The sequence below is a fragment of the Geodermatophilus saharensis genome (assembly GCF_900188205.1).
Classification (GTDB): Bacteria; Actinomycetota; Actinomycetes; order Mycobacteriales; family Geodermatophilaceae; genus Geodermatophilus; species Geodermatophilus saharensis.
Window position 1 is genome coordinate 105138 of sequence record NZ_FZOH01000008.1, and the last position, 17521, is coordinate 122658.

Genomic DNA, 17521 nt, shown 5'->3' on the forward strand with positions numbered 1-17521 from the left:
TCCTGGGAGGAGGAGGCGCGGGGGCTCAGTCGGGAGCCGGTGGGGGCCGGGGCGAGCCCCGGGCCCGGTGCACGGCCGGGTCGCCCCGGGTCCGCACCGCGCCGGCGAGGGACACCGGCGGGTCGGGCGCCCGCGCCCGGGAGGAGCCGGGCGCGGGGCGCACCGGCCAGCCCGCGGGGACCAGCGCCGGCGCCGCCCGGCGGGGAGCGGGGACCGGCCCGGCGGCGCCGGCCGGAGGAGACGCCGCGGTGGGGGAAGGCACCGCGGGCCTGACCGTGGGGGTGCTCGGCAGCTCGGTGAGCACCACGGGCCCGTTCGCGACCGGAGCGGGGGCCGGCTGCCGGGGAGCGCCCCAGGCGAGGTGCGCACCGCCGGGACCGGCGCCCCAGAGCGCCAGGCGGCGTACCAGGCCCGGACCGGCCGGCGGGACGACGACCGGCGGGGTCGGCCACGCGGCGTGGGCGCCGTCGGGACCGGCGCCCCACAGGGCCAGGCGGCGGACGGCCGCGCGCAGGCGCGCCCGCAGCCGCGAGCCGGGAGCGGGCCGGGCCGCCGCGGGCGCCGGGGCCGGGGGCGGGGCCGGGAGCACGGTGGGCGCCGCGGGCGACGCCGCGGCCGCCGGGGGCCGCGGCCGCGGCGTCGGCACCGGGCGGGCCACCGGCAGCGGGCGCAGCGCCCGCCGGGCGACCGGGTGCCGCGGGACGGCGGCCCGGACCGGACGGCGACGGCGCGGCGGCACGTCGGCGCGCCCGAGCAGGTCGAGGAGGCCGGTCACCGCCAGGTCGTCCGGCGACACGGCCGGCGCCGGAGCCACAGCCGGAGCCGACGACGCGGCCGGCGCCACCGGCTCCGACACCGGCTCCGACACCGGCGGCAGTGGGGCCGACCACAGCACTGCTGCGCGGTCGATCGCCATGCCGGCCTCCTCGGGGGTCTGTGTCCGCGGCCGGGGAAGGTGCCGCGGACGAGGAGAACGGTAGGGACCGCGGGCCTCGCGGACGGCTCGTCGGGACACGTCCTGGAGGCCCCGTGACGCAACCGTTGTGCCGCCCTGACCTGCGCGTTGGTGACCGTGTGCTGACGGCGAGCACTTGTCGACAGGTCGGTGGCCGCCGAGCGTGGAACCGCCCTGCCGGACCCGCGGTCACCCCGGGACACGCCCCGGCGCGCCCGGCGTGTCGGCCCCGTCCCGGAACCGGCCGGTCCGGTTGCTGCCGCCAACGGGCCTGCCCGGACTCGATCGGTGACCGGGCCGTTCCCCGCCCCGTCCGCCACCGGGTCCGCCGCCGGATCCACTGCCGGGTCCACCGCCACGGCCCCGGCCGGCACCGACGGGTCCGGGACGAAGCTGCGCCGCGCCGTCACCGGCCCGCTGCTCTACCTGTTCGTCCTCGGCGACGTGCTGGGGGCCGGCGTCCACGCCCTGGTCGGCACGGTGGCCGCGGAGGTGGGCGGCGCCATCTGGGTGCCGCTGCTCGTGGCGCTGCTGCTGGCACTCCTCACCGCCGCCTCCTACGCCGAGCTGGTCACCAAGTACCCGCGGGCGGGCGGGTCGGCGGTCTTCGCCGAGCGCGCCTTCCGCTCCCCCGTCGTGGCGTTCCTCGTCGGCTTCTGCATGCTCGCCGCCGGCGTCACCAGCGCCGCGGGGCTCGCCCTGGCCTTCGCCGGCGACTACCTCGGCGTCTTCCTCGACGTGCCCGCCGCCCCCGCCGCGCTGGTGTTCCTGCTCGCCGTGGCGCTGCTCAACGCGCGCGGCATCCAGGAGTCGCTGCGCGCCAACCTGGTGATGACGCTGGTGGAGACCTCCGGGCTGGTGCTCGTCGTCGTCCTCGGCGCGGTGGTGCTCTTCGGCGGCGACGGCGAGCCGGCCCGGGCGCTGGAGTTCCCACCTGGGGTGTCCGCGGCGACGGCGGTGCTCTCGGCGGCGCTGCTGGCCTACTACTCCTTCGTCGGCTTCGAGACGTCGGCCAACCTCGCCGAGGAGGTCCGCGACGTGCGGCGGGTCTACCCGCGGGCCCTGTTCGGTGCGCTGCTGACCGCCGGGCTGGTCTACGTGCTGGTCGGGATCGCCGCCGCCGTGGTGCTGCCGCCGGAGGAGCTGGCCGGGTCCAGCGGGCCGCTGCTGGAGGTGGTCCGCGCCGCCGACGCGGGCATCCCCGACCGGCTGTTCAGCCTGGTCGCGCTGGTCGCCGTCGCCGACGGCGCGCTGCTCACCATGATCATGGCCAGCCGGATGGCGTACAGGCCGGCCGAGCAGCAGCTGCTGCCCGCCGTCCTCGGCCGGGTGCTGCCCCGGCGGCGGACGCCCTGGGTGGCGATCGTGGTGACCACCGCCGTCGCGATGGGGCTCAGCGTCGCCGGCGACCTCGCCACGCTGGCCAGCACCGTGGTGCTCCTGCTGCTGTTCGTCTTCCTCAGCACCAACACCGCGGTGCTGGTGCTGCGGCGCGACCGGGTCGAGGCGCCGCACTTCCGGACGCCGCTGGTGCTGCCGGTGCTCGGCACCGCCTCCTGCCTGCTGCTGCTCTGGCGGCAGGAGGCCCGCACCTGGGCCTTCGCCGGGGTGCTGCCGGCCCTCGGGCTGCTGCTCTACGCGGTGACGGCGGCGCCGCGGCGGCGGGCCGAGGCGCACGAGGCGGCGGCGGTCAGCCGATCCGGCGCCTGATCGCCGCCGCGAGCCGGTCGGCGGCGCCGCCGTCGGTGGTGAGGAAGAGGCTGGGCTCGGTGAGCTCGACCTCGATCACCTGCGGGTCGCCGTCGTCGCCGGGGACCAGGTCGACGCGGGCGTAGAGCGGCGTGCGCCCCGTCCGCTCGGCCACCCAGGCCAGCACCCGGTCGCCGATCGCCCGCTGGGCCGGCGTCGCGGTGCGGGAGGTGATCTCCTCCTCGGCGTAGAGCCCCTCGCCGAGCGGCCCGCCGGCCAGCAGCGCGCCCTTGCCGAAGGCGTGGCTGTACGCGCCGTCGACGTACACCAGCCCGGTCTCCCCCTCGGCATCGAGCCGGTCGAGGTAGGGCTGCACCATCACCGCCCGACCGCCGGCGAGGATCCCCTCCGCGGCGGCGCGCGCCTGCTCCCGCTCGGCCGGGGAGAAGCGGGCGGTGTCGCGGGCACCGGCCGACACCACCGGCTTGACCACGACGTCGCCGGGCCAGCGCTCCAGCGCGGTGGCCACGTCGTCCGGGGCCTCGGCCCAGGCGGTGGGGACGACGGGCACCCCGGCGGCGGCCAGCTCGCGCAGGTAGCGCTTGTCGGTGTTCCAGGTCAGGACGTCGGCGGGGTTGGCCAGCCGGGTCACGGCCTCCACGCGGCGCGCCCAGGCGAGGAACTCCTCGCGCCGCGGCGCGTAGTCCCAGGTGGAGCGGACGACGACGGCGCTCGCAGCGCCCCAGTCCACGCCGTCGTCGGCCCAGTCGGCGGGAGCGGCGGACACGCCTTCGGCGGCCAGGGCGGCGAGCAGCAGCGGCTCGTCCTCGTCCTTCCCGGTGGCGGCGGCACAGCTGGCGAGGAGCACGTCGGGCACGGGCTCGATCCTGCCCGACGGGGTCTGCTGGGATGACCGGGTGGCTGCTCGCCGACCGCGACCCCTGGTGATCGACACCGACCCCGGCATCGACGACGCGCTGGCGATCCTGCTCGCCCTCGCCAGCCCCGAGGTCGACCTGCGCCTGGTGACGACGACGCACGGCAACGTCGAGCTGGCGCAGACCACCGACAACGCGCTGCGGGTGCTGCACCTGGCCGGGCGCTCCGACGTCCCCGTCGCCGCCGGTGCCGCCGAGTCGCTGGTCTACCCGCAGCCGGAGCGGGCCGGGCACGTGCACGGGCAGACCGGCCTCGGCGGGGCGCAGCTGGCGCCGTCGCCGGCCGCCGTCGACCCGCGGCCGGCCGTCGTCGCGCTCGCCGAGCTGCTGCTGGCCAGCGAGGAGCCGGTGACCGTGGCCGCCATCGGGCCGTGGACGAACGTCGCGCTGCTGCTGGCCACCTACCCGCAGGCCGCGGCGCGGATCGACCGGCTGGTGCTCATGGGCGGCTCGGCCTCGCGCGGCGGCAACGTCACCGCCGCCGCCGAGTTCAACGTGTGGGCCGACCCGGAGGCCGCGGCGCGCGTCCTCGGCTCGGCGGTGCCCACCGTGCTCGTCGGGCTCGACGTCACCGTGCCCACGGTGCTCGGCGAGGACGGCATCGCCCGCTTCGCCGCGGCCGGGCCGGTGGGGGCGACGGCGGCGGCGATCCTGCAGCAGTACGTCGACCACGCGCGCAGCTCGTACGGCACCACCGGCGTCGTCGTCCACGACGCGCTGGCGCTCACCGAGGCCATCGTGCCGGGGACGCTGGGCACCGTCCGCCGCGACGTGGTCGTGGACACCACCCGGGGCGCCGGCCGCGGGCAGACGCTGGTCGACCGCCGCGCGGTGTCGGACTCCCCCACCGCGGTCGACGTCGCCGAGACCGTGGACAGCGCCGCCGCCGTGGAGTTCCTCGTCAGCCGGCTGGCCGGTCTCGCCGCACGGGCGCGCTGAGCCCGGCGCTCAGGCGCGCGGCGCGCCCTGGGTGGAGGCGACGATGCCCGCGGCGATGTCGCGCAGCTTGCGGTTGTAGCGCTGCGAGGCCGCGCGCAGCATGTCGAAGGCGCCCTCGGCGTCGACCCCCCGCTGGGCCATGAGCACGCCCTTGGCCTGCTCGATCACCGCCCGCGACTGCATCGCCAGCTCCATGTTGCGGGCGTGGTCGCCGAGCTTGGCGTGCGCGTCGGCGTTGGCGACGGCGACCGCCACGGCCTCGGCCACCTCCCGGGCCGCCTCGGCCGAGGCCTCGGCGGCGAAGGCGTCCGGTTGCGTGGAGTAGATGTTCAGCGCGCCGATCGACGTGCCCTGGTAGGGCAGCGGCGTGGACAGCGAGCTGAGGACGCCGACGTCGACCACCCGGGCGCTGTAGTCGGGCCAGCGGGTCTCGGTGCGCATGTCGTCGATGCGCAGCTGCACGCCGGCGCGGCCGGCGTCGAGGCAGGGGCCGTGCCCGCGCTCGTACTGCATCTCGTCGGCCACCAGCGCCATGTCGCCGTGGTGCGCCGCGGTGACCGGGGTGTCGCCGCGGACGAGGGTGATCGACGTCGACTCGGCCCCGGGCACGTGCTCGGCGGCCAGCCGGGTCACCTCACCGAGGACGTCGGACAGCTCCCGGTCGACCAGCTGCAGCCTGCTCAGTGCCCGCCAGAGGTCCTCCACGGGCGCCATCCTGCCCGGCGCGGCGGCCCACCGGGGAGGCCGCGGCCCACGGAGCGCTCCCGGCCGCGGTCCCTCCACCAGGGGCCGCCGCTGCAGCCGTCGGCGGTTTCGGTCAGGATGGACGCCGGTGAGGCGCCGGAGGACGGGACACGAGGGGTGACGATGGCCCAGGAGGCGTGGCCGTTGGCGCCGGTGCCCTCGGTGGCGGGGGACGTCTGGCACTGGCAGCTGGAGGCCATGCACGTGGTCTCCCGCGTCCGCGCCGACCTGCGGGCCCGCATCGCGCACCCGTCGGTGAGCTCGTCGTCGACCGAGGACGCCCGCGACGGCCTGCTGCTGGTCTTCGAGGAGCTGGCCTCCAACGCGCTGCGCCACGGCGGCGGCGACGTGCGCGCCCTCGTCGTCGCCGGCCCCTCCGGCTGGTTGCTCGACCTCAGCGACGAGGCGCCCGAACGCCCGCCGGTGCCGGCCGTCGACCGCGACCCCTCCCTCGGCGGGATGGGGCTGCACCTGGTGGCGCAGCTGTCGGTCGACTACGGCTGGGAGCGCCGGCCCGGCCGCAAGCACGTCTGGGCGCGGCTGCCCTCGGGCCTGGCCCCGCTCGAGGGCATCGGCGACCGGGTCCCCGAGCCGCGCAGCCCCGAGATCCCGCGCGACTGACCGCCGCTCAGGCGGAGTCGGCGACCGCCGCGTCGCGGTGCTCGGCGCGGGCGCAGTGGGCGCAGCAGTAGAACTGCCCCTCGACGACGACGCCGTGGCCGATCACCTTCACGCCGCAGTGCTCGCAGATCGGGGCCATGCGGTGGATGGCGCACTCGAAGCTGTCGAAGGTGTGCCGCGCGCCCTGCGCCACCACCTCGAAGCTCATGTCGTAGTCGTTGCCGCAGACCTCGCAGACCGCCATGGGGCTGTCGTTCCCCGGCGGGTCGCCGCGGACACCGCCGTGCGGCGCCGGGCGTGTCAGCCGCTGCGGCGGGCGGTCCAGGAGGACACGAAGTCGCGCAGGCTCCGGGTGGGTCGCAGCCAGGCGCCGTCGGGCGGCAGGGCGTCGAGGCGGACGCGGTCCAGCGGCGCGGAGAAGGCGCCGGGCACGTCCTCGATGTCGATGAACTCCAGCAGGTCCGAGCCGATGGCGTAGCCGGCGACCTCGCTGAAGGCCACGACGACGACCTGGGTGCCGGCGCGCGCGAGCTCCTCCAGCGGCTCGGCGAAGTTGCGCCCGTCGCCGGAGAAGACGACCAGGCGGCGCAGCCGGTGGCTGTGCCGGCGGACGTCGATGTGGTCGAGCATCGCCTGGTCGATGTCGTCGTCGGGCTGGGCCTTGGGCCGGGCGAACACCGCGTAGCCGAACCCGCGCAGCGCCTCGACCCAGCGCTGCAGCGACCCGACGACGGGCGGGATGTTGGCGAAGACGCAGGCCTCGACCTCGGGCGCGTCCGGGGCCGCCGGGTCGCCGGCCCCGTCGACGAACCACGCGGCGATCGCGTCGAAGCGCGGACGGGAGGCCGCGGTGGGCCGGGCGCCGATGACCGTGGACAGGGTCATGTCGATGTTCGGCGCGTCCCAGATGAGCAGGTCCAGCGCCGGTCGTCCGCGGCCCTGCTCGTCGTCGGGCGAGGCGGGCACCGCCGCGACGGGCTCCTCGGCCAGGCTGGTCTCGGTCACGGGGGCAGTCTGCCCGGCGGCCTCCGGCACCCGGACGGGCGGCCCGGCCGGTGAGGTCGCCCGGCGGACGGCGCGACGGCGCACCGGCCTCCTCACCCGGCCCGTCCGGTCACGGCGCTGCCGCGGCTCAGCCGAGCCGGCCGGCGAGGGCCATCGCGCAGGAGTCGCCGCCGCCGTCGCGGACCCGGTACGCCCAGCGCTCGACGTCGGCGGCCGCCATCGGGCGGGCCAGCAGGTAGCCCTGGGCGGAGTCGCAGCCGGCCTCGCGGACCATGCGGAGGTGCTCGGCGGTCTCCACGCCCTCGGCGACCGAGCGGATGCCCAGGGTGTGCGCCAGCTCGACGATGGCGCCGAGCACCGCACCGGTGCCCCCGGAGGCCAGGCGCTCGGCGGCGGCGATGAGCGAGCGGTCGATCTTCAGCGTGCCGATGGGCAGGGCCATGAGCTGGGCCAGCGAGGACCAGCCGGTGCCGAAGTCGTCGATGGCGACCCGGACGCCGAAGCCGCGCAGCACGGCGAGCTGGTCCTCGGCGCGGGTCGGGTCCTCGGCGACGGAGGTCTCGGTCAGCTCGAGCATGAGCTGCTCGGGGTCCAGGCCGGAGTCCCTGAGCGCGGTGCGGACGTCGCGGACGAGGGTCTCGGCGGAGAAGTGCCGGGCGCTGATGTTGACCGCCATGCGCAGGGCCAGGCCCTGCCGCGCCCACTCGGCGGCCTGCCGGGTCGTCTCGCGCAGCAGCCAGCGGGTGATGGGGATCAGCTGCCCGGTCTCCTCGGCGACGGAGAGGAAGGCGTCGGGGGCGAGCAGCCCGCGCTCGGGGTGCTGCCAGCGCAGCAGCGCCTCGACGCCCTCGACCGCGCCGGTGTCGAGCCGCACGACGGGCTGGTAGTGGACGACGAACTGGTCCATGGCGCCGTCGCGCAGGCGCGTGGCGACGTCCATCCGCCAGCGGGCGGCGTCGCGCAGGTCGGGGGAGAACAGCCGCACCCGGTCCCGGCCGGCCGCCTTGGCGGCGTAGCCGGCGGCGTCGGCGTCGCTGAGCAGGTGGTGGGCGCGCCGCTGGCCGGGCTGGGCGACGGCCACGCCGATGCTCGCCGACACCGGCACGCTCAGCCCGGCGGCGCTGAACGGCCGGGTGAAGGAGCGCTGCAGGCGGAAGGCGAGCGCGGCCGCCTCCGGGGTGTCGCAGGACCGGGCGAGGACGACGAACTGGTCACCGCCCAGCCGGGCGACGGCGTCGTCGGGACGGACCTGGCCGACCAGCCGGCCGCCCACCTGGCGCAGCAGCTCGTCGCCCACCTCGTGGCCGAGCGAGTCGTTGATCGTCTTGAAGCCGTCGAGGTCGAGGAACAGCAGGGCGGTCCGCGACGACTCGTCGGCCAGCGCCTCCTCGATGAGCTCGAGGACGCGGGCCCGGTTGGGCAGGCCGGTGAGGTCGTCGTGGGAGGCCTGCCAGGCCAGCCGCCGCTCGCCGCGGGCGCGCTCGCTGACGTCGGTGTGGGTGACGACGACCTGCCCGGTCTCGTCCACGCGCGCGGCCTGCAGCCGCCACCAGGTGGTGTCCTCGCCCAGGTCGTGGCAGTAGTCGTGGGCGAAGGTGCGCGGGACGACGTCGGCCGGCCCGGTGCGCAGCAGCCGCAGCCCGTCGTCTATCCGCTCGGCATCGGCCCGGGAGAGGCCCTGCCGGATCCGGGCCACGTAGTCGTCGCCGACGTCGGCCGGCTCCCAGCCGCTGGCGCGCACCAGGTGGGCGTTGCCCGCCCAGACCCGGTTGACCATGAGGATCCGGCCGTCGCCGTCGAGCAGGACCGTCGGCGAGGGCAGCGCGTCCAGGACGCCGGCCATCTGCTCCAGCCGGCGCGCCTGCGCGGCCTGCTGGCGGTACCGGGTGTCGACGTCGCGGAGGAAGACCACGGCCCCGCCGTGGGCGTCCGGGGAGACGCGCACCTCGAACCACCGGTCGTGCGGCTCGTAGAGGTACTCGAAGGCCCGCGGCCGGCCCTCCTCGACGGCGGCGTGCACGTGCGCCTGCAGCTCCGAGCCGAGGACGTCGGGGACGCAGTCGCGCACCGGGCGGCCCAGCAGGCGCCCCGGCGGCCGCTGCAGGAGCTCGGCGAGGGCGGCGTTCACCCAGGTGAAGCGCCACTCGGCGTCCAGGCGGCAGACGGCGTCCGGGACGCTGGCGAGCAGGTCCGGGGGTGCGGTGGTGACTGCACGGTCGGATTGCTGCACGCGCTCTCTCTCCCCCTGCCGCACTCCGGGTGTCGCCCAGCGGGCCGCCTCCGGGAACGGACCGGGACGGGATGGGAAGTCGGTCCGTGCGCGACGCCTGTCCGAGAGTAGTGGAGTGGCGGAGGGTCGGGCACGGGACGGCCCCAGCCGCCCCTCCCGTTCCGTCACGACGGCGCGACGACGGACCGCTCGACCAGGCGGGACACCGGGACGCCGGCCGGGAGGGTGCCCAGCACCGTGCCCCAGTCGCCGCCGAGGCGGGTGGCGCAGAAGGCGTCGGCGACCTCCGGCGGGCTGTACCGCAGCAGCAGCGACGCCTGCAGGCACAGGGCGAGCAGTCCGGCGACGCGGCGGGCGCGCAGCGGCAGGGCGTCGGGGTCGCCGAGCTCGGCGGCGAGCCGCTTGACGGCGTCGTCGAAGCGGGGATCGGTGCCGCGGGCGAGCTCGAGCTCGGCGGTGACCGCGGCGAGGGACTCCCCCGACCGGCCCAGCGCCCGCAGGACGTCGAGGGCGATGACGTTGCCCGAGCCCTCCCAGATGCCGTTGAGCGGCGCCTGCCGGTACAGCCGCGGCAGACCGGACTCCTCGACGTAGCCGTTGCCGCCGAGGACCTCCATCGCCTCGCCGACGACGGCCGGCGTGCGCTTGCAGACGAGGAACTTGGCCGCGGCACCGGCCAGCCGGAGGAACGCCGTCTCGCCGCCGTCGACCGCGGCAGCCAGCCGGATCGCCAGCGCCGTCGCGGCCTCGCTCTCGACGGCGAGGTCGGCGAGCACGTTCTGCATCAGCGGCTGGTCGGCGAGCAGGGCGCCGAAGGCGCGGCGGTGACGGGCGTGGTGCAGCGCCTGGGTGAGCGCGGCACGGACGGTCGCCGCCGAGCCGACGACGCAGTCGAGGCGGGTGGCGTTGACCATCTCGATGATCGTCGGGACGCCGCGGCCGGGGTCGCCGACCAGCCACGCGGTGGTGCCGTCGAACTCGACCTCGCTGGAGGCGTTGGCGCGGTCGCCGAGCTTGTCCTTGAGCCGCTGCAGGCGGAAGACGTTGCGGCTGCCGTCGGGGAGCACCCGCGGGACGAGGAAGCAGGACAGACCCTCGGGCAACTGGGCGAGGACGAGGAACAGGTCGCTCATCGGGGCGCTGGTGAACCACTTGTGCCCGGTGAGCGCGTGGGTCCCGTCGGCGGCCGGCACCGCGCGGGTGGTGTTGGTGCGGACGTCGGAGCCGCCCTGCTTCTCGGTCATGCCCATGCCGGCGACGAGGCCGGGCTTGGCCGCGGGGTCGGTGAGCCCGGGGGCGTAGCCGGTGCCGGTGAGGCCGGGCTCGTAGCGGGCGGCCAGTGCGGGTGCGGCGCGCAGCGCGGGGACGGCGGCGTAGGTCATCGTCACGGGGCAGCCGTGGCCGGCCTCGACCTGCGTCCAGGCGAGGTAGCCGACGGCCCGGCGGACGTGGGCGTGCCGGTCGCCGGCGTCGGCCGCGGCCCAGGCGGTGCCGGCGAGGCCGTGCGCGAACGCCGTCCGCATCAGCTCGTGCCAGGCGGGGTGGAACTCGACCTCGTCGACCCGGTGGCCGTAGCGGTCGTGGCTGCGCAGGACGGGCCGGTTCTCGTCGGCCAGCCGGCCCCACTCGCGCGCCTGCTCGCTCCCGGCCACCCGCCCGAGGTCGGCCAGCGAGGCGAGGGTGGCCGGGTCCGCGTGCCGGACGCAGGCCTCCGCCAGCACCGCGTCCCCGGCGATCGGGTCGTACCCCGTCAGCGGCGGGACCTGGTTGGTGACCTCGTGCGTGGCGCCCACGGCCGGCACCGTACGGCCTGCCCCGCCGCCCGGCCCTCGCCGCGCGCGCCCGTCGTCGTCCACGCACGCCGCCCCGCCGTTCCACGTGGAACGGCGGGCGGGCTGGGTCCTGTGCGGGGTCGGGGTGGCGCCAGGCGGCGGGGACGAGTGGTGTCGGGGCGAGGGGTGCCGGGACGGTGATCTCGCTGCCGTCGGGTCGCCAGGTGCGCCAGCGGCCGTCGGGTTGGCGTTCGACGCGGAAGCCGTGGTGGTCGGCCCTCGCGTAGGGGCCCGCCGCGAGCTGGCGAGTGGCGGGGGTCCTTCCACCAGTGCACCAGGTGGTGCACGTCCGCCCGGTGACTCGGCGCATCACAGCCGGCGAACACGCAGCCGCCGTCACGCAGCTCCACCGCGCGGCGCAGCTGCCGGCCGACCAGCCGCCGGGACCGGCCGAGGTCGAGCGGAACCCCGTCGGGGCCGGACACCACCCGGGAGATCGCGCCGTCGCAGGCCAGCCACCGGGCCCGGGCGGCGGAGATCACCGCACCGAAACCCATGCTCCCCGCGCCCGCTCCGGTGGCGGGGTCGGCCAGGTCGTCGAGGTCCACCCGAACGGCGACGTGCGGCTTGACCGTCCGCAGCGTCGGCAGGTTGCCGGCGGCGAGCGCGGTGTCGGCGAGCTGCACCAGGGCATCGCCCTGCCGCTGCGCGCGGGTGCGCTCGTCGCCGGCGGGGCGGTCGGCCTGCACGAACGGCTCCAGCGCCGCCTGCAGCTTCTCCCCACCCACCGCGTCCAGGTGCCCGCGGAAGGACAGCGACCCGTCGGCGTGCCGGGACAGCGTCAGCGACCGGCCCTCGGGGGGATCCGGTTCCGGGCCGTCGGGATCGAGCGCGTCGCAGTAGTGCTTCACGACCAGCACCAGGTCGGCGTGCTCGCCGTCGACGGCGACCTGGGTGAGTGCCGCGTCGATGGCGGCCAGGTCCACCCCCTGCGTGGCGGCCGCCGCCCGCCGCGTGGGGGTGACCACCCGGGCGGCCTCGGCCACCTGCTCGGCGCTCACCCAGCCGGCCTCGTGGGCCTCGGCGAGGACGGGCAGGTGCTCCAGCGCGCGACCGACGGTCACCAGCCGGGCGGCAGCCGCAGACGACAGCCGGCAGTGCCCGGCCAGCCACGACACCATGCTCGTCAACCCGTCCCGCTCCGGGGGCCGGCGCCAGCTCCGCCGCGCGCACCCCGCGGGCCAGCAACGCGTCGATCCGGGGGCGCTAGGCCACCAGCGCGGCGACGTCGTCGAGGACGTCGTCACCGGCCTGCCACCCACTCGAACACATGATCGAAGGATACCGGTAAGCGGCCCCCGCTGCGACCTGTGTCCGCAGGTCAGGAGCCCGTGCACAGATCCGAGGGACGTGTTGACATCACTCGCGAGAGGCCGCGTGACCTCGGTCGAGCGGGCGCACCAGCCGGTTGATCGCCAGCTGCGCCAGCGGGACGTAGCCCACCACGACGGGCAGCGGTCCGGAGACGCGCAGGCCGGTGGTGCTGCCGGCGTCGGGCCCCTGGGAGACCCAGTGCAGCAGGTGCACGCGCACCGGGCCGGCCGTGACCGTCCACGACCACCGCCGCGCGGCCTCGTCCACCGACTCGACGACGAACGGCAGCGTCACCCCGGCCGGCCCGCGCACCCGCCCGGTCACGCCGGCCGCCAGCCGGCCGACCGGCACCTGGACACCGGTGATCTGCGGCGCCCACGTGGGCCACCGCGCGGGCTCGGCGTAGCGCTCCCACACCTCCTCCGGCGGCAGTGGCCCGGTGGCGTGCAGCGTCACGGTGGTCACCAGGCGGTCCTGCCCGCGACCGACCCGCCGCACGCACCCCGGCACGATGGCGGCGTGCGGGGACCACGGCTGGCGAGCCAGCGGACCATGGCCGCTGTCGCACGGTGCCTGCGGGCCGGTGCCGCGGTGGACTGGTTCACGGCGATCGGCACGTCGATGCGTCCGGCCGTGGGAGCCGTCCAGCGGGTCCGGCTGCGCCCTCCCGCCCCCGGCGAGGGGCTGCTGCGCCAGGTCGTCCTGGCCCGGGTCGGGGGCCGGTGGTGGCTGCACCGTGTCGTCGACGAGGCCGACGGCCGGGTCCTGATCGCGGGGGACAACGGCATGGTCAACGGCTGGACCGACCGCGCCGACGTGGCCGGCGTCCTCCTCGGCCGGGACTGACCGGGCCCGGTCGGTCGACCGGCGGGACGCGGCACTGCACGACGACGGCGAGCAGGCCGCCGTCGGTCCCGGAGGCGTGCTCCTCCCCCGGCTCCCACAGGGCCGCCTCCCCGGCCCCGACGACGCGCCGGACGTCGTCCGCCCCCGACACCCAGCCGCCGCCCTCGACGACGAGGAAGAGCTGCCACAGCGGGGTCGGGTGCCGCCCGATCGACCCGCCGGGCGCCAGCCGGACGACGTCGACGGCGAAGCCGTCCTGCGGCTCGAGCACCCGCGCCGCCGGCACCAGCGACGCACCGGTGCTGCCGTACGACGCCAGCGGGCGCACGGGCAGGACCAGCACCCTCACGCGGGCGGGCCACCCAGCAGCAGGTGCCGCAGCAGGTGCAGCGCGCGCACGACCGACCGCTCGCGCACCGCCGTCCGGGAGCCCGGCAGCCGCACCGACCGCGCCTCGGTCCCCGACGGCCCGACGACGCACAGGTGCACGGTGCCCACGGGCTTGTCCGGCGTCCCGCCGCCCGGCCCGGCGATGCCGGTGACGCCGACGCCGACGTCGGCACCGAACCGCGCCCGCGCCCCCTCCGCCAGCGCCTGCGCCACCTGCGGGCTCACCGCGCCGAACTCGGCCAGCATCTCCCCGGGCACGCCCACGAGGTGCTCCTTCGCCGAGTTGGCGTAGGAGGTGATGCCGCCGAGCACCCACGCCGAGGACCCCGCCCGCTCGATCAGCCGCGCCACCAGCAGGCCGCCGGTGCACGACTCGGCGGTGGCGATGGTGAGTCCCTGGTCGCGCAGCGCGTCGGCGACCAGGTCGTCGAGCGTGGGGCCGGTGGAGAACAGCGTCGCCGGGTACTCCTCGGCCAGCACCGCGCCCAGCCGGTCGTAGGCCGGCTGCGCCTCGGGCGCGAACCGGGTGACGATCTCCAGCTCGCCCTCGCGCAGGCACGTGGTGATCTCCAGCCCGGCCAGCTCGGCCTCGTGCTCGCGCAGCGTGGCCGCGAGCTGGGCCTCCAGCGTCCCCCACAGCCGCACGGTCTCCTGCCGCACCTCACCGGCCCCGGCCAGCGCCGCCCGCACCGGCCCGGCGGCCAGCGCGGCCGGCCACATGCCCTGCAGCTCCGACGGCGGACCGGGCAGCACGACGACGACCGGCCCGCCGCGCCCGTCGGCCGGCGGGACGACGAACCCTGGTGCGGTGCCGACCGGTTCCAGCACCGCCGCGCCGGCGGGGACCATCGCCTGCTTGCGGACGCCGGCCGCGGTCGCCTCGGCGTCGGCCCGCCAGCCACGGCGGGCCATGAGCCGTTCGACGATCGCCGCGACCCGTTGCTCGAGCTCGGTGTCGACGGCGAGGGGGCGCCCCTGGAACTCGCCGACGACGGCGGCGGTCAGGTCGTCGGCGGTGGGGCCGAGCCCGCCGGTGGTGACCACGAGGTCGACCCCGGCGGAGGAGAAGTAGGTCAGCGCGCCGCGCACGTCGTCGGGCCGGTCCCCGACCACCAGCACGGCCCCGACGTCGACGCCGGCCTGCCGCAGCTCCTCGGCCAGCCACGGGCCGTTGCGGTCGGAGACCCGGCCGGTCAGGACCTCGGTGCCGGTGACGACGATGCCCGCGCGCGTGCCCACCCGCCCGACCCTAGGAGCAGAAGGGCCCCCGTGCCCCCCGCCGCTCGCAGCGGGTGATCCGGTGCCGAGTGAGCAGTCGTGGCCGCCCGGCATGGCGTGTCGGCGCGTGTCGGCGACCACAGGTGCTCACTCGGGTCGCGATCAGGCGGCGCAGGCCGGCAGCCCGGACGGGCCGTTCCGTCCCTCCCGATCCCGGACCCGCCGACCCGCCTCCGGGATCCCGCTGCGCGCCCCGGATAGCGTGCCGGGGAGGGCCCGACCCGGTCCACCGCCGACCGCCTGGAGGAACGACCGTGACCGCCTCGCCGCCACCGGCCGGCCCGCGCACGCAGGAGATCGCCGTCCCGCCGGTGGGATCGGCTCCCGCCGACCCCGCCGCGCACGGGGCCACCGCCGTCGGCACCGCGCCCGAGCACCCGCCGCACGCGGCCCCCGCTCCGCTGCCGCCGCCGGCCTACCCGCACACCGCTCCGCAGCCCGCCCACGCGGAGGCGGCCACTGCCGTGGTGTCGCCGGCCGGGACCGGGGCCGCCGCACCCCCGCAGCCCACCGGCCCGCTGGACTCCTTCTTCGGCTCGCCGCCCCCTCCCCCGCCGCCCGCTGCGCCGGCCGAGGTCACCACCGCCGCGGCACCGGCGGCCGAGGCGCCCTCCCGGCGCACCGCGGCCCGCACGCCCCGCGCCCCGCGCACCCCGCGCGACCGGGCGGTGCTGATCACCACGGGGCTCGGCGTCGTGGGCCTGGTGCTGCTCGAGCTCGGGCTGACGCTGCGCCTGGGCGGCCAGGTCCTCTGGTCGGACCTGCCGCTGTGGTCGGCGTTCGCGACGCTGGCCGCCCTGACCGGCGTCGTCGGCCTGGCCGCGAGCCTGCTGCCCGGCGGGAAGCTGCGCCCGGCCGTGGCCGAGCGGCTCGCGGTCGGCGGGCTCGCCGGCCTGGCGGTGTTCTGGGTGCTCATCGCCCTGCCGCGGGTCGACTCCGACCGCGGCTTCCTGCTCACCGCGGCCCTGGGAGCGCTCGCCGTGGCCGTCTGGCTGGCGCCGGCCCGCCGCCGGGGCTGAGCCGCCGGGCCGAGGAGCCGCAGCCCGATCCGCCGGAGGACCGACGGCGGGGGTCAGCCGTCGCGGCCGCGGCCGTCGCCCCCGCCGTTGCCGTTCCCGGGACCGTTCCCGGGACCGTTGCCGTTGCCCCCGGCGTTGCCGTTGCCCTGACCCGCGCCGTTGCCCGGTCCGGCGTCCTCACCGGCGTCGGAGTCGTCCTCGTCGGAGTCGTCCTCGGCGACCTCGTCGGGAGCGGGGACGGCGGGAGCGACCGGTGCGGGGACGGCGGCCTCGGGGACGGCGGCCTCGGGGGCGGCCGGCGCCGAGGTGGCCGGCGCGGGGACGGCGGCGGTGGAGCCCGTGTCGCCCGCCGGGTACCGGCTGCCGTCCCGCGTCGACCAGGTCCGGGACCAGGGCACCTCCTCCTCCGCCGGTGCCCGCTCGGTCTGCTCGGTCCGCGGTGAGGAGGACGGCGCCGCGGGAGGCGGTACGGCGGCGACGGTCAGCGTGACCAGGTCGCCGAGGGACAGCCGCCCGACCGGGGTCACCGCGAGCACCGTCCCCGCCGCCGCGCCGGCGCTCTGCTCGGTCACCCGGGTCACCCGCAGCCCGGCGGCCACCAGCTGGTCCTCGACCTCGTCGGCCCCGCGGCCCACCACCTCGGCGCGGCGGACGTCGACGCCGGTGGGAGCGGCGTCGGCGACGGCGGCCGGGGGCGTGCCCGACCCGGTGCCGGCCAGCTGCAGCACCCCCACCCCCAGGACGGCGCCCGCGGCGAGCGTGCCGGCCGCCGCCAGCGCCCGCGCCACGTACCGCCGGCGCGGCGGTCTCCCGGCGCGGGGCGGGGCGGGGAGCAGCAGCGGCGCGGTCACCGGTGCCGGCGCCGGCGGCAGCGGGCTGCCCGAGCGGACCGCGTCGACGACGGCGAGCAGCGCCGCACCGTCGGCGGGACGGCCGGCGGGGTCCTTGACCAGCATCCGCGCCACCAGCTCGCGCACCGGCGCGGGCACGCCGTCCGGCAGCGGCTCGGGCTCCTCGCGGATCTGCATCAGGGCGATCTGGACGGGGTTCTCGCCGTCGAACGCCCGCCGCCCGGTCAGGCACTCCCAGGCCACCATGCCGAGCGCGTAGACGTCGCTGGCCGGGCCGGCCTTGCCGCCGGCGGCCTGCTCGGGCGAGAGGTAGTGCGCGGTGCCGACGACCTGGCCGGTGCGGGTCAGCGGCATGCTGCCGGCCGACCAGGCGATGCCGAAGTCGGTGATCCGGACGACGCCGTCGCGGCCGACGAGCAGGTTGCCCGGCTTGACGTCGCGGTGCACCACCCCGGCGGCGTGCGCCGCGGCCAGGCCCGCGGCCGTCTGGCCGACCAGGTCCAGCACCCGGTCGGGCGGCAGCGGCCCCTCGCGGGCGAGCAGGGCCGACAGCGGCTCGCCGTCGACCAGCTCCATGACCAGGTGGGCGCAGACCACGCCGTCCCCGTCGACCTGCTCGCCGTAGTCGAACAGCGCGGCGATGTTGCGGTGCGTGAGGCGGCCGGCGAGCTGGGCCTCGGTGCGGAAGCGGGTGCGCACGGTGTCGTCGCCGCTGTACTCCGCGCGCAGCAGCTTGACCGCGACCGGGCGGTCGAGCAGCGTGTCCCGCCCCCGCCAGACCTGCCCCATCCCGCCGGTGGCGATGAGGCCCTCGAGCGCGTAGCGGCCTCCGATCACCCGCACCGCGCTCCCGCTCACCGCCACCCCCTC

Annotated in this window: 17 protein-coding genes; 5 read left to right on the plus strand and 12 right to left on the minus strand. The window is 77.5% G+C overall.

Annotated elements, in window-relative coordinates; genetic code table 11:
- Positions 1 to 25 precede the first annotated feature (25 nt).
- Positions 26 to 916: a hypothetical protein gene (locus CHC04_RS18340; protein ID WP_089405392.1), complete on the minus strand. Its 891-nt coding sequence runs from the start codon at positions 914 to 916 to the stop codon at positions 26 to 28.
- Positions 917 to 1243: 327 nt separating this feature from the next.
- Between CHC04_RS18340 and CHC04_RS18345 the strand changes: the two genes are divergently transcribed.
- On the plus strand, positions 1244 to 2665 hold the full coding sequence (locus CHC04_RS18345) for an APC family permease (RefSeq protein ID WP_089405393.1): 1422 nt from the start codon (positions 1244 to 1246) through the stop codon (positions 2663 to 2665).
- Here the strand turns inward: CHC04_RS18345 and CHC04_RS18350 are convergent.
- Entirely contained in the window at positions 2646 to 3521 is an 876-nt protein-coding gene (locus CHC04_RS18350) for an ATP-grasp domain-containing protein (RefSeq protein ID WP_217897443.1), read from the minus strand. The two genes, CHC04_RS18345 and CHC04_RS18350, sit on opposite strands and share 20 nt — an antisense overlap.
- Before the next feature lie 40 nt (positions 3522 to 3561).
- Here CHC04_RS18350 and CHC04_RS18355 point away from each other — a divergent pair, with 40 nt between their 5' ends.
- The gene (locus CHC04_RS18355; protein ID WP_089405394.1) at positions 3562 to 4521 is read left to right on the plus strand and encodes a nucleoside hydrolase; all 960 of its coding nucleotides are present in this window, start codon (positions 3562 to 3564) and stop codon (positions 4519 to 4521) included.
- A gap of 9 nt (positions 4522 to 4530) precedes the next feature.
- On the opposite strand, the gene CHC04_RS18360 is transcribed toward CHC04_RS18355, so the two are convergent.
- Entirely contained in the window at positions 4531 to 5226 is a 696-nt protein-coding gene (locus tag CHC04_RS18360) for a GAF and ANTAR domain-containing protein (RefSeq protein WP_089405395.1), read from the minus strand.
- Between the two features lie 162 nt (positions 5227 to 5388).
- On the opposite strand from CHC04_RS18360, the gene CHC04_RS18365 reads away from it, so the two are divergent.
- The gene (locus CHC04_RS18365; RefSeq protein ID WP_089405522.1) at positions 5389 to 5886 is read left to right on the plus strand and encodes an ATP-binding protein; all 498 of its coding nucleotides are present in this window, start codon (positions 5389 to 5391) and stop codon (positions 5884 to 5886) included.
- A gap of 7 nt (positions 5887 to 5893) precedes the next feature.
- Here the strand turns inward: CHC04_RS18365 and CHC04_RS18370 are convergent, their stop codons facing one another.
- The 6 genes from CHC04_RS18370 to CHC04_RS18395 form a co-directional block, all read right to left on the minus strand.
- Complete coding sequence (locus CHC04_RS18370) at positions 5894 to 6130, minus strand: hypothetical protein (RefSeq protein WP_089405396.1); 237 nt, start codon at positions 6128 to 6130, stop codon at positions 5894 to 5896.
- A gap of 56 nt (positions 6131 to 6186) precedes the next feature.
- Positions 6187 to 6891, minus strand: coding sequence for an NYN domain-containing protein (locus CHC04_RS18375; RefSeq protein WP_245817437.1), 705 nt, complete (start codon positions 6889 to 6891; stop codon positions 6187 to 6189).
- Between the two features lie 127 nt (positions 6892 to 7018).
- Positions 7019 to 9121 carry a putative bifunctional diguanylate cyclase/phosphodiesterase gene (locus CHC04_RS18380; protein ID WP_089405523.1) on the minus strand — a complete coding sequence of 701 codons (2103 nt, stop codon included), beginning with the start codon at positions 9119 to 9121 and terminating at the stop codon, positions 7019 to 7021.
- A 164-nt stretch (positions 9122 to 9285) separates the two neighbouring features.
- Positions 9286 to 10914, minus strand: coding sequence for an acyl-CoA dehydrogenase family protein (locus CHC04_RS18385; RefSeq protein ID WP_089405524.1), 1629 nt, complete (start codon positions 10912 to 10914; stop codon positions 9286 to 9288).
- A complete protein-coding gene (locus CHC04_RS18390; protein WP_245817438.1) occupies positions 10872 to 12074 on the minus strand; it encodes a DUF222 domain-containing protein in 1203 nt (400 codons plus the stop codon). Before CHC04_RS18390 ends, CHC04_RS18385 begins: the two co-directional genes overlap by 43 nt.
- A 238-nt stretch (positions 12075 to 12312) precedes the next feature.
- A complete protein-coding gene (locus tag CHC04_RS18395) occupies positions 12313 to 12732 on the minus strand; it encodes an SRPBCC family protein (RefSeq protein ID WP_089405398.1) in 420 nt (139 codons plus the stop codon).
- Between the two features lie 87 nt (positions 12733 to 12819).
- Between CHC04_RS18395 and CHC04_RS18400 the strand changes: the two genes are divergently transcribed.
- Complete coding sequence (locus tag CHC04_RS18400; RefSeq protein WP_141233851.1) at positions 12820 to 13113, plus strand: S26 family signal peptidase; 294 nt, start codon at positions 12820 to 12822, stop codon at positions 13111 to 13113.
- Here CHC04_RS18400 and CHC04_RS18405 read toward each other — a convergent pair.
- Entirely contained in the window at positions 13058 to 13462 is a 405-nt protein-coding gene (locus CHC04_RS18405; protein WP_217897444.1) for a cupin domain-containing protein, read from the minus strand. The genes CHC04_RS18400 and CHC04_RS18405 overlap by 56 nt on opposite strands.
- Complete coding sequence (locus CHC04_RS18410; protein WP_089405400.1) at positions 13459 to 14742, minus strand: competence/damage-inducible protein A; 1284 nt, start codon at positions 14740 to 14742, stop codon at positions 13459 to 13461. The genes CHC04_RS18405 and CHC04_RS18410 overlap by 4 nt, the downstream gene beginning before the upstream one ends.
- 293 nt (positions 14743 to 15035) lie before the next feature.
- Between CHC04_RS18410 and CHC04_RS18415 the strand changes: the two genes are divergently transcribed.
- On the plus strand, positions 15036 to 15800 hold the full coding sequence (locus CHC04_RS18415; protein ID WP_089405401.1) for a hypothetical protein: 765 nt from the start codon (positions 15036 to 15038) through the stop codon (positions 15798 to 15800).
- Positions 15801 to 15853: 53 nt separating this feature from the next.
- Here CHC04_RS18415 and CHC04_RS18420 read toward each other — a convergent pair whose 3' ends face one another.
- A complete protein-coding gene (locus CHC04_RS18420) occupies positions 15854 to 17509 on the minus strand; it encodes a serine/threonine protein kinase (RefSeq protein WP_245817439.1) in 1656 nt (551 codons plus the stop codon).
- Positions 17510 to 17521 lie beyond the last annotated feature (12 nt).

Bases quoted from the DNA above. Each gene is read 5' to 3' on its own strand.
- CHC04_RS18370 (WP_089405396.1), bottom strand. From the start codon at position 6,130: ATGGCGGTCTGCGAGGTCTGCGGCAACGACTACGACATGAGCTTCGAG.
- CHC04_RS18390 (WP_245817438.1), bottom strand. From the start codon at position 12,074: ATGGTGTCGTGGCTGGCCGGGCACTGCCGGCTGTCGTCTGCGGCTGCC.
- CHC04_RS18365 (WP_089405522.1), top strand. From the start codon at position 5,389: ATGGCCCAGGAGGCGTGGCCGTTGGCGCCGGTGCCCTCGGTGGCGGGG.
- CHC04_RS18340 (WP_089405392.1), bottom strand. From the start codon at position 916: ATGGCGATCGACCGCGCAGCAGTGCTGTGGTCGGCCCCACTGCCGCCG.
- CHC04_RS18400 (WP_141233851.1), top strand. From the start codon at position 12,820: ATGGCCGCTGTCGCACGGTGCCTGCGGGCCGGTGCCGCGGTGGACTGG.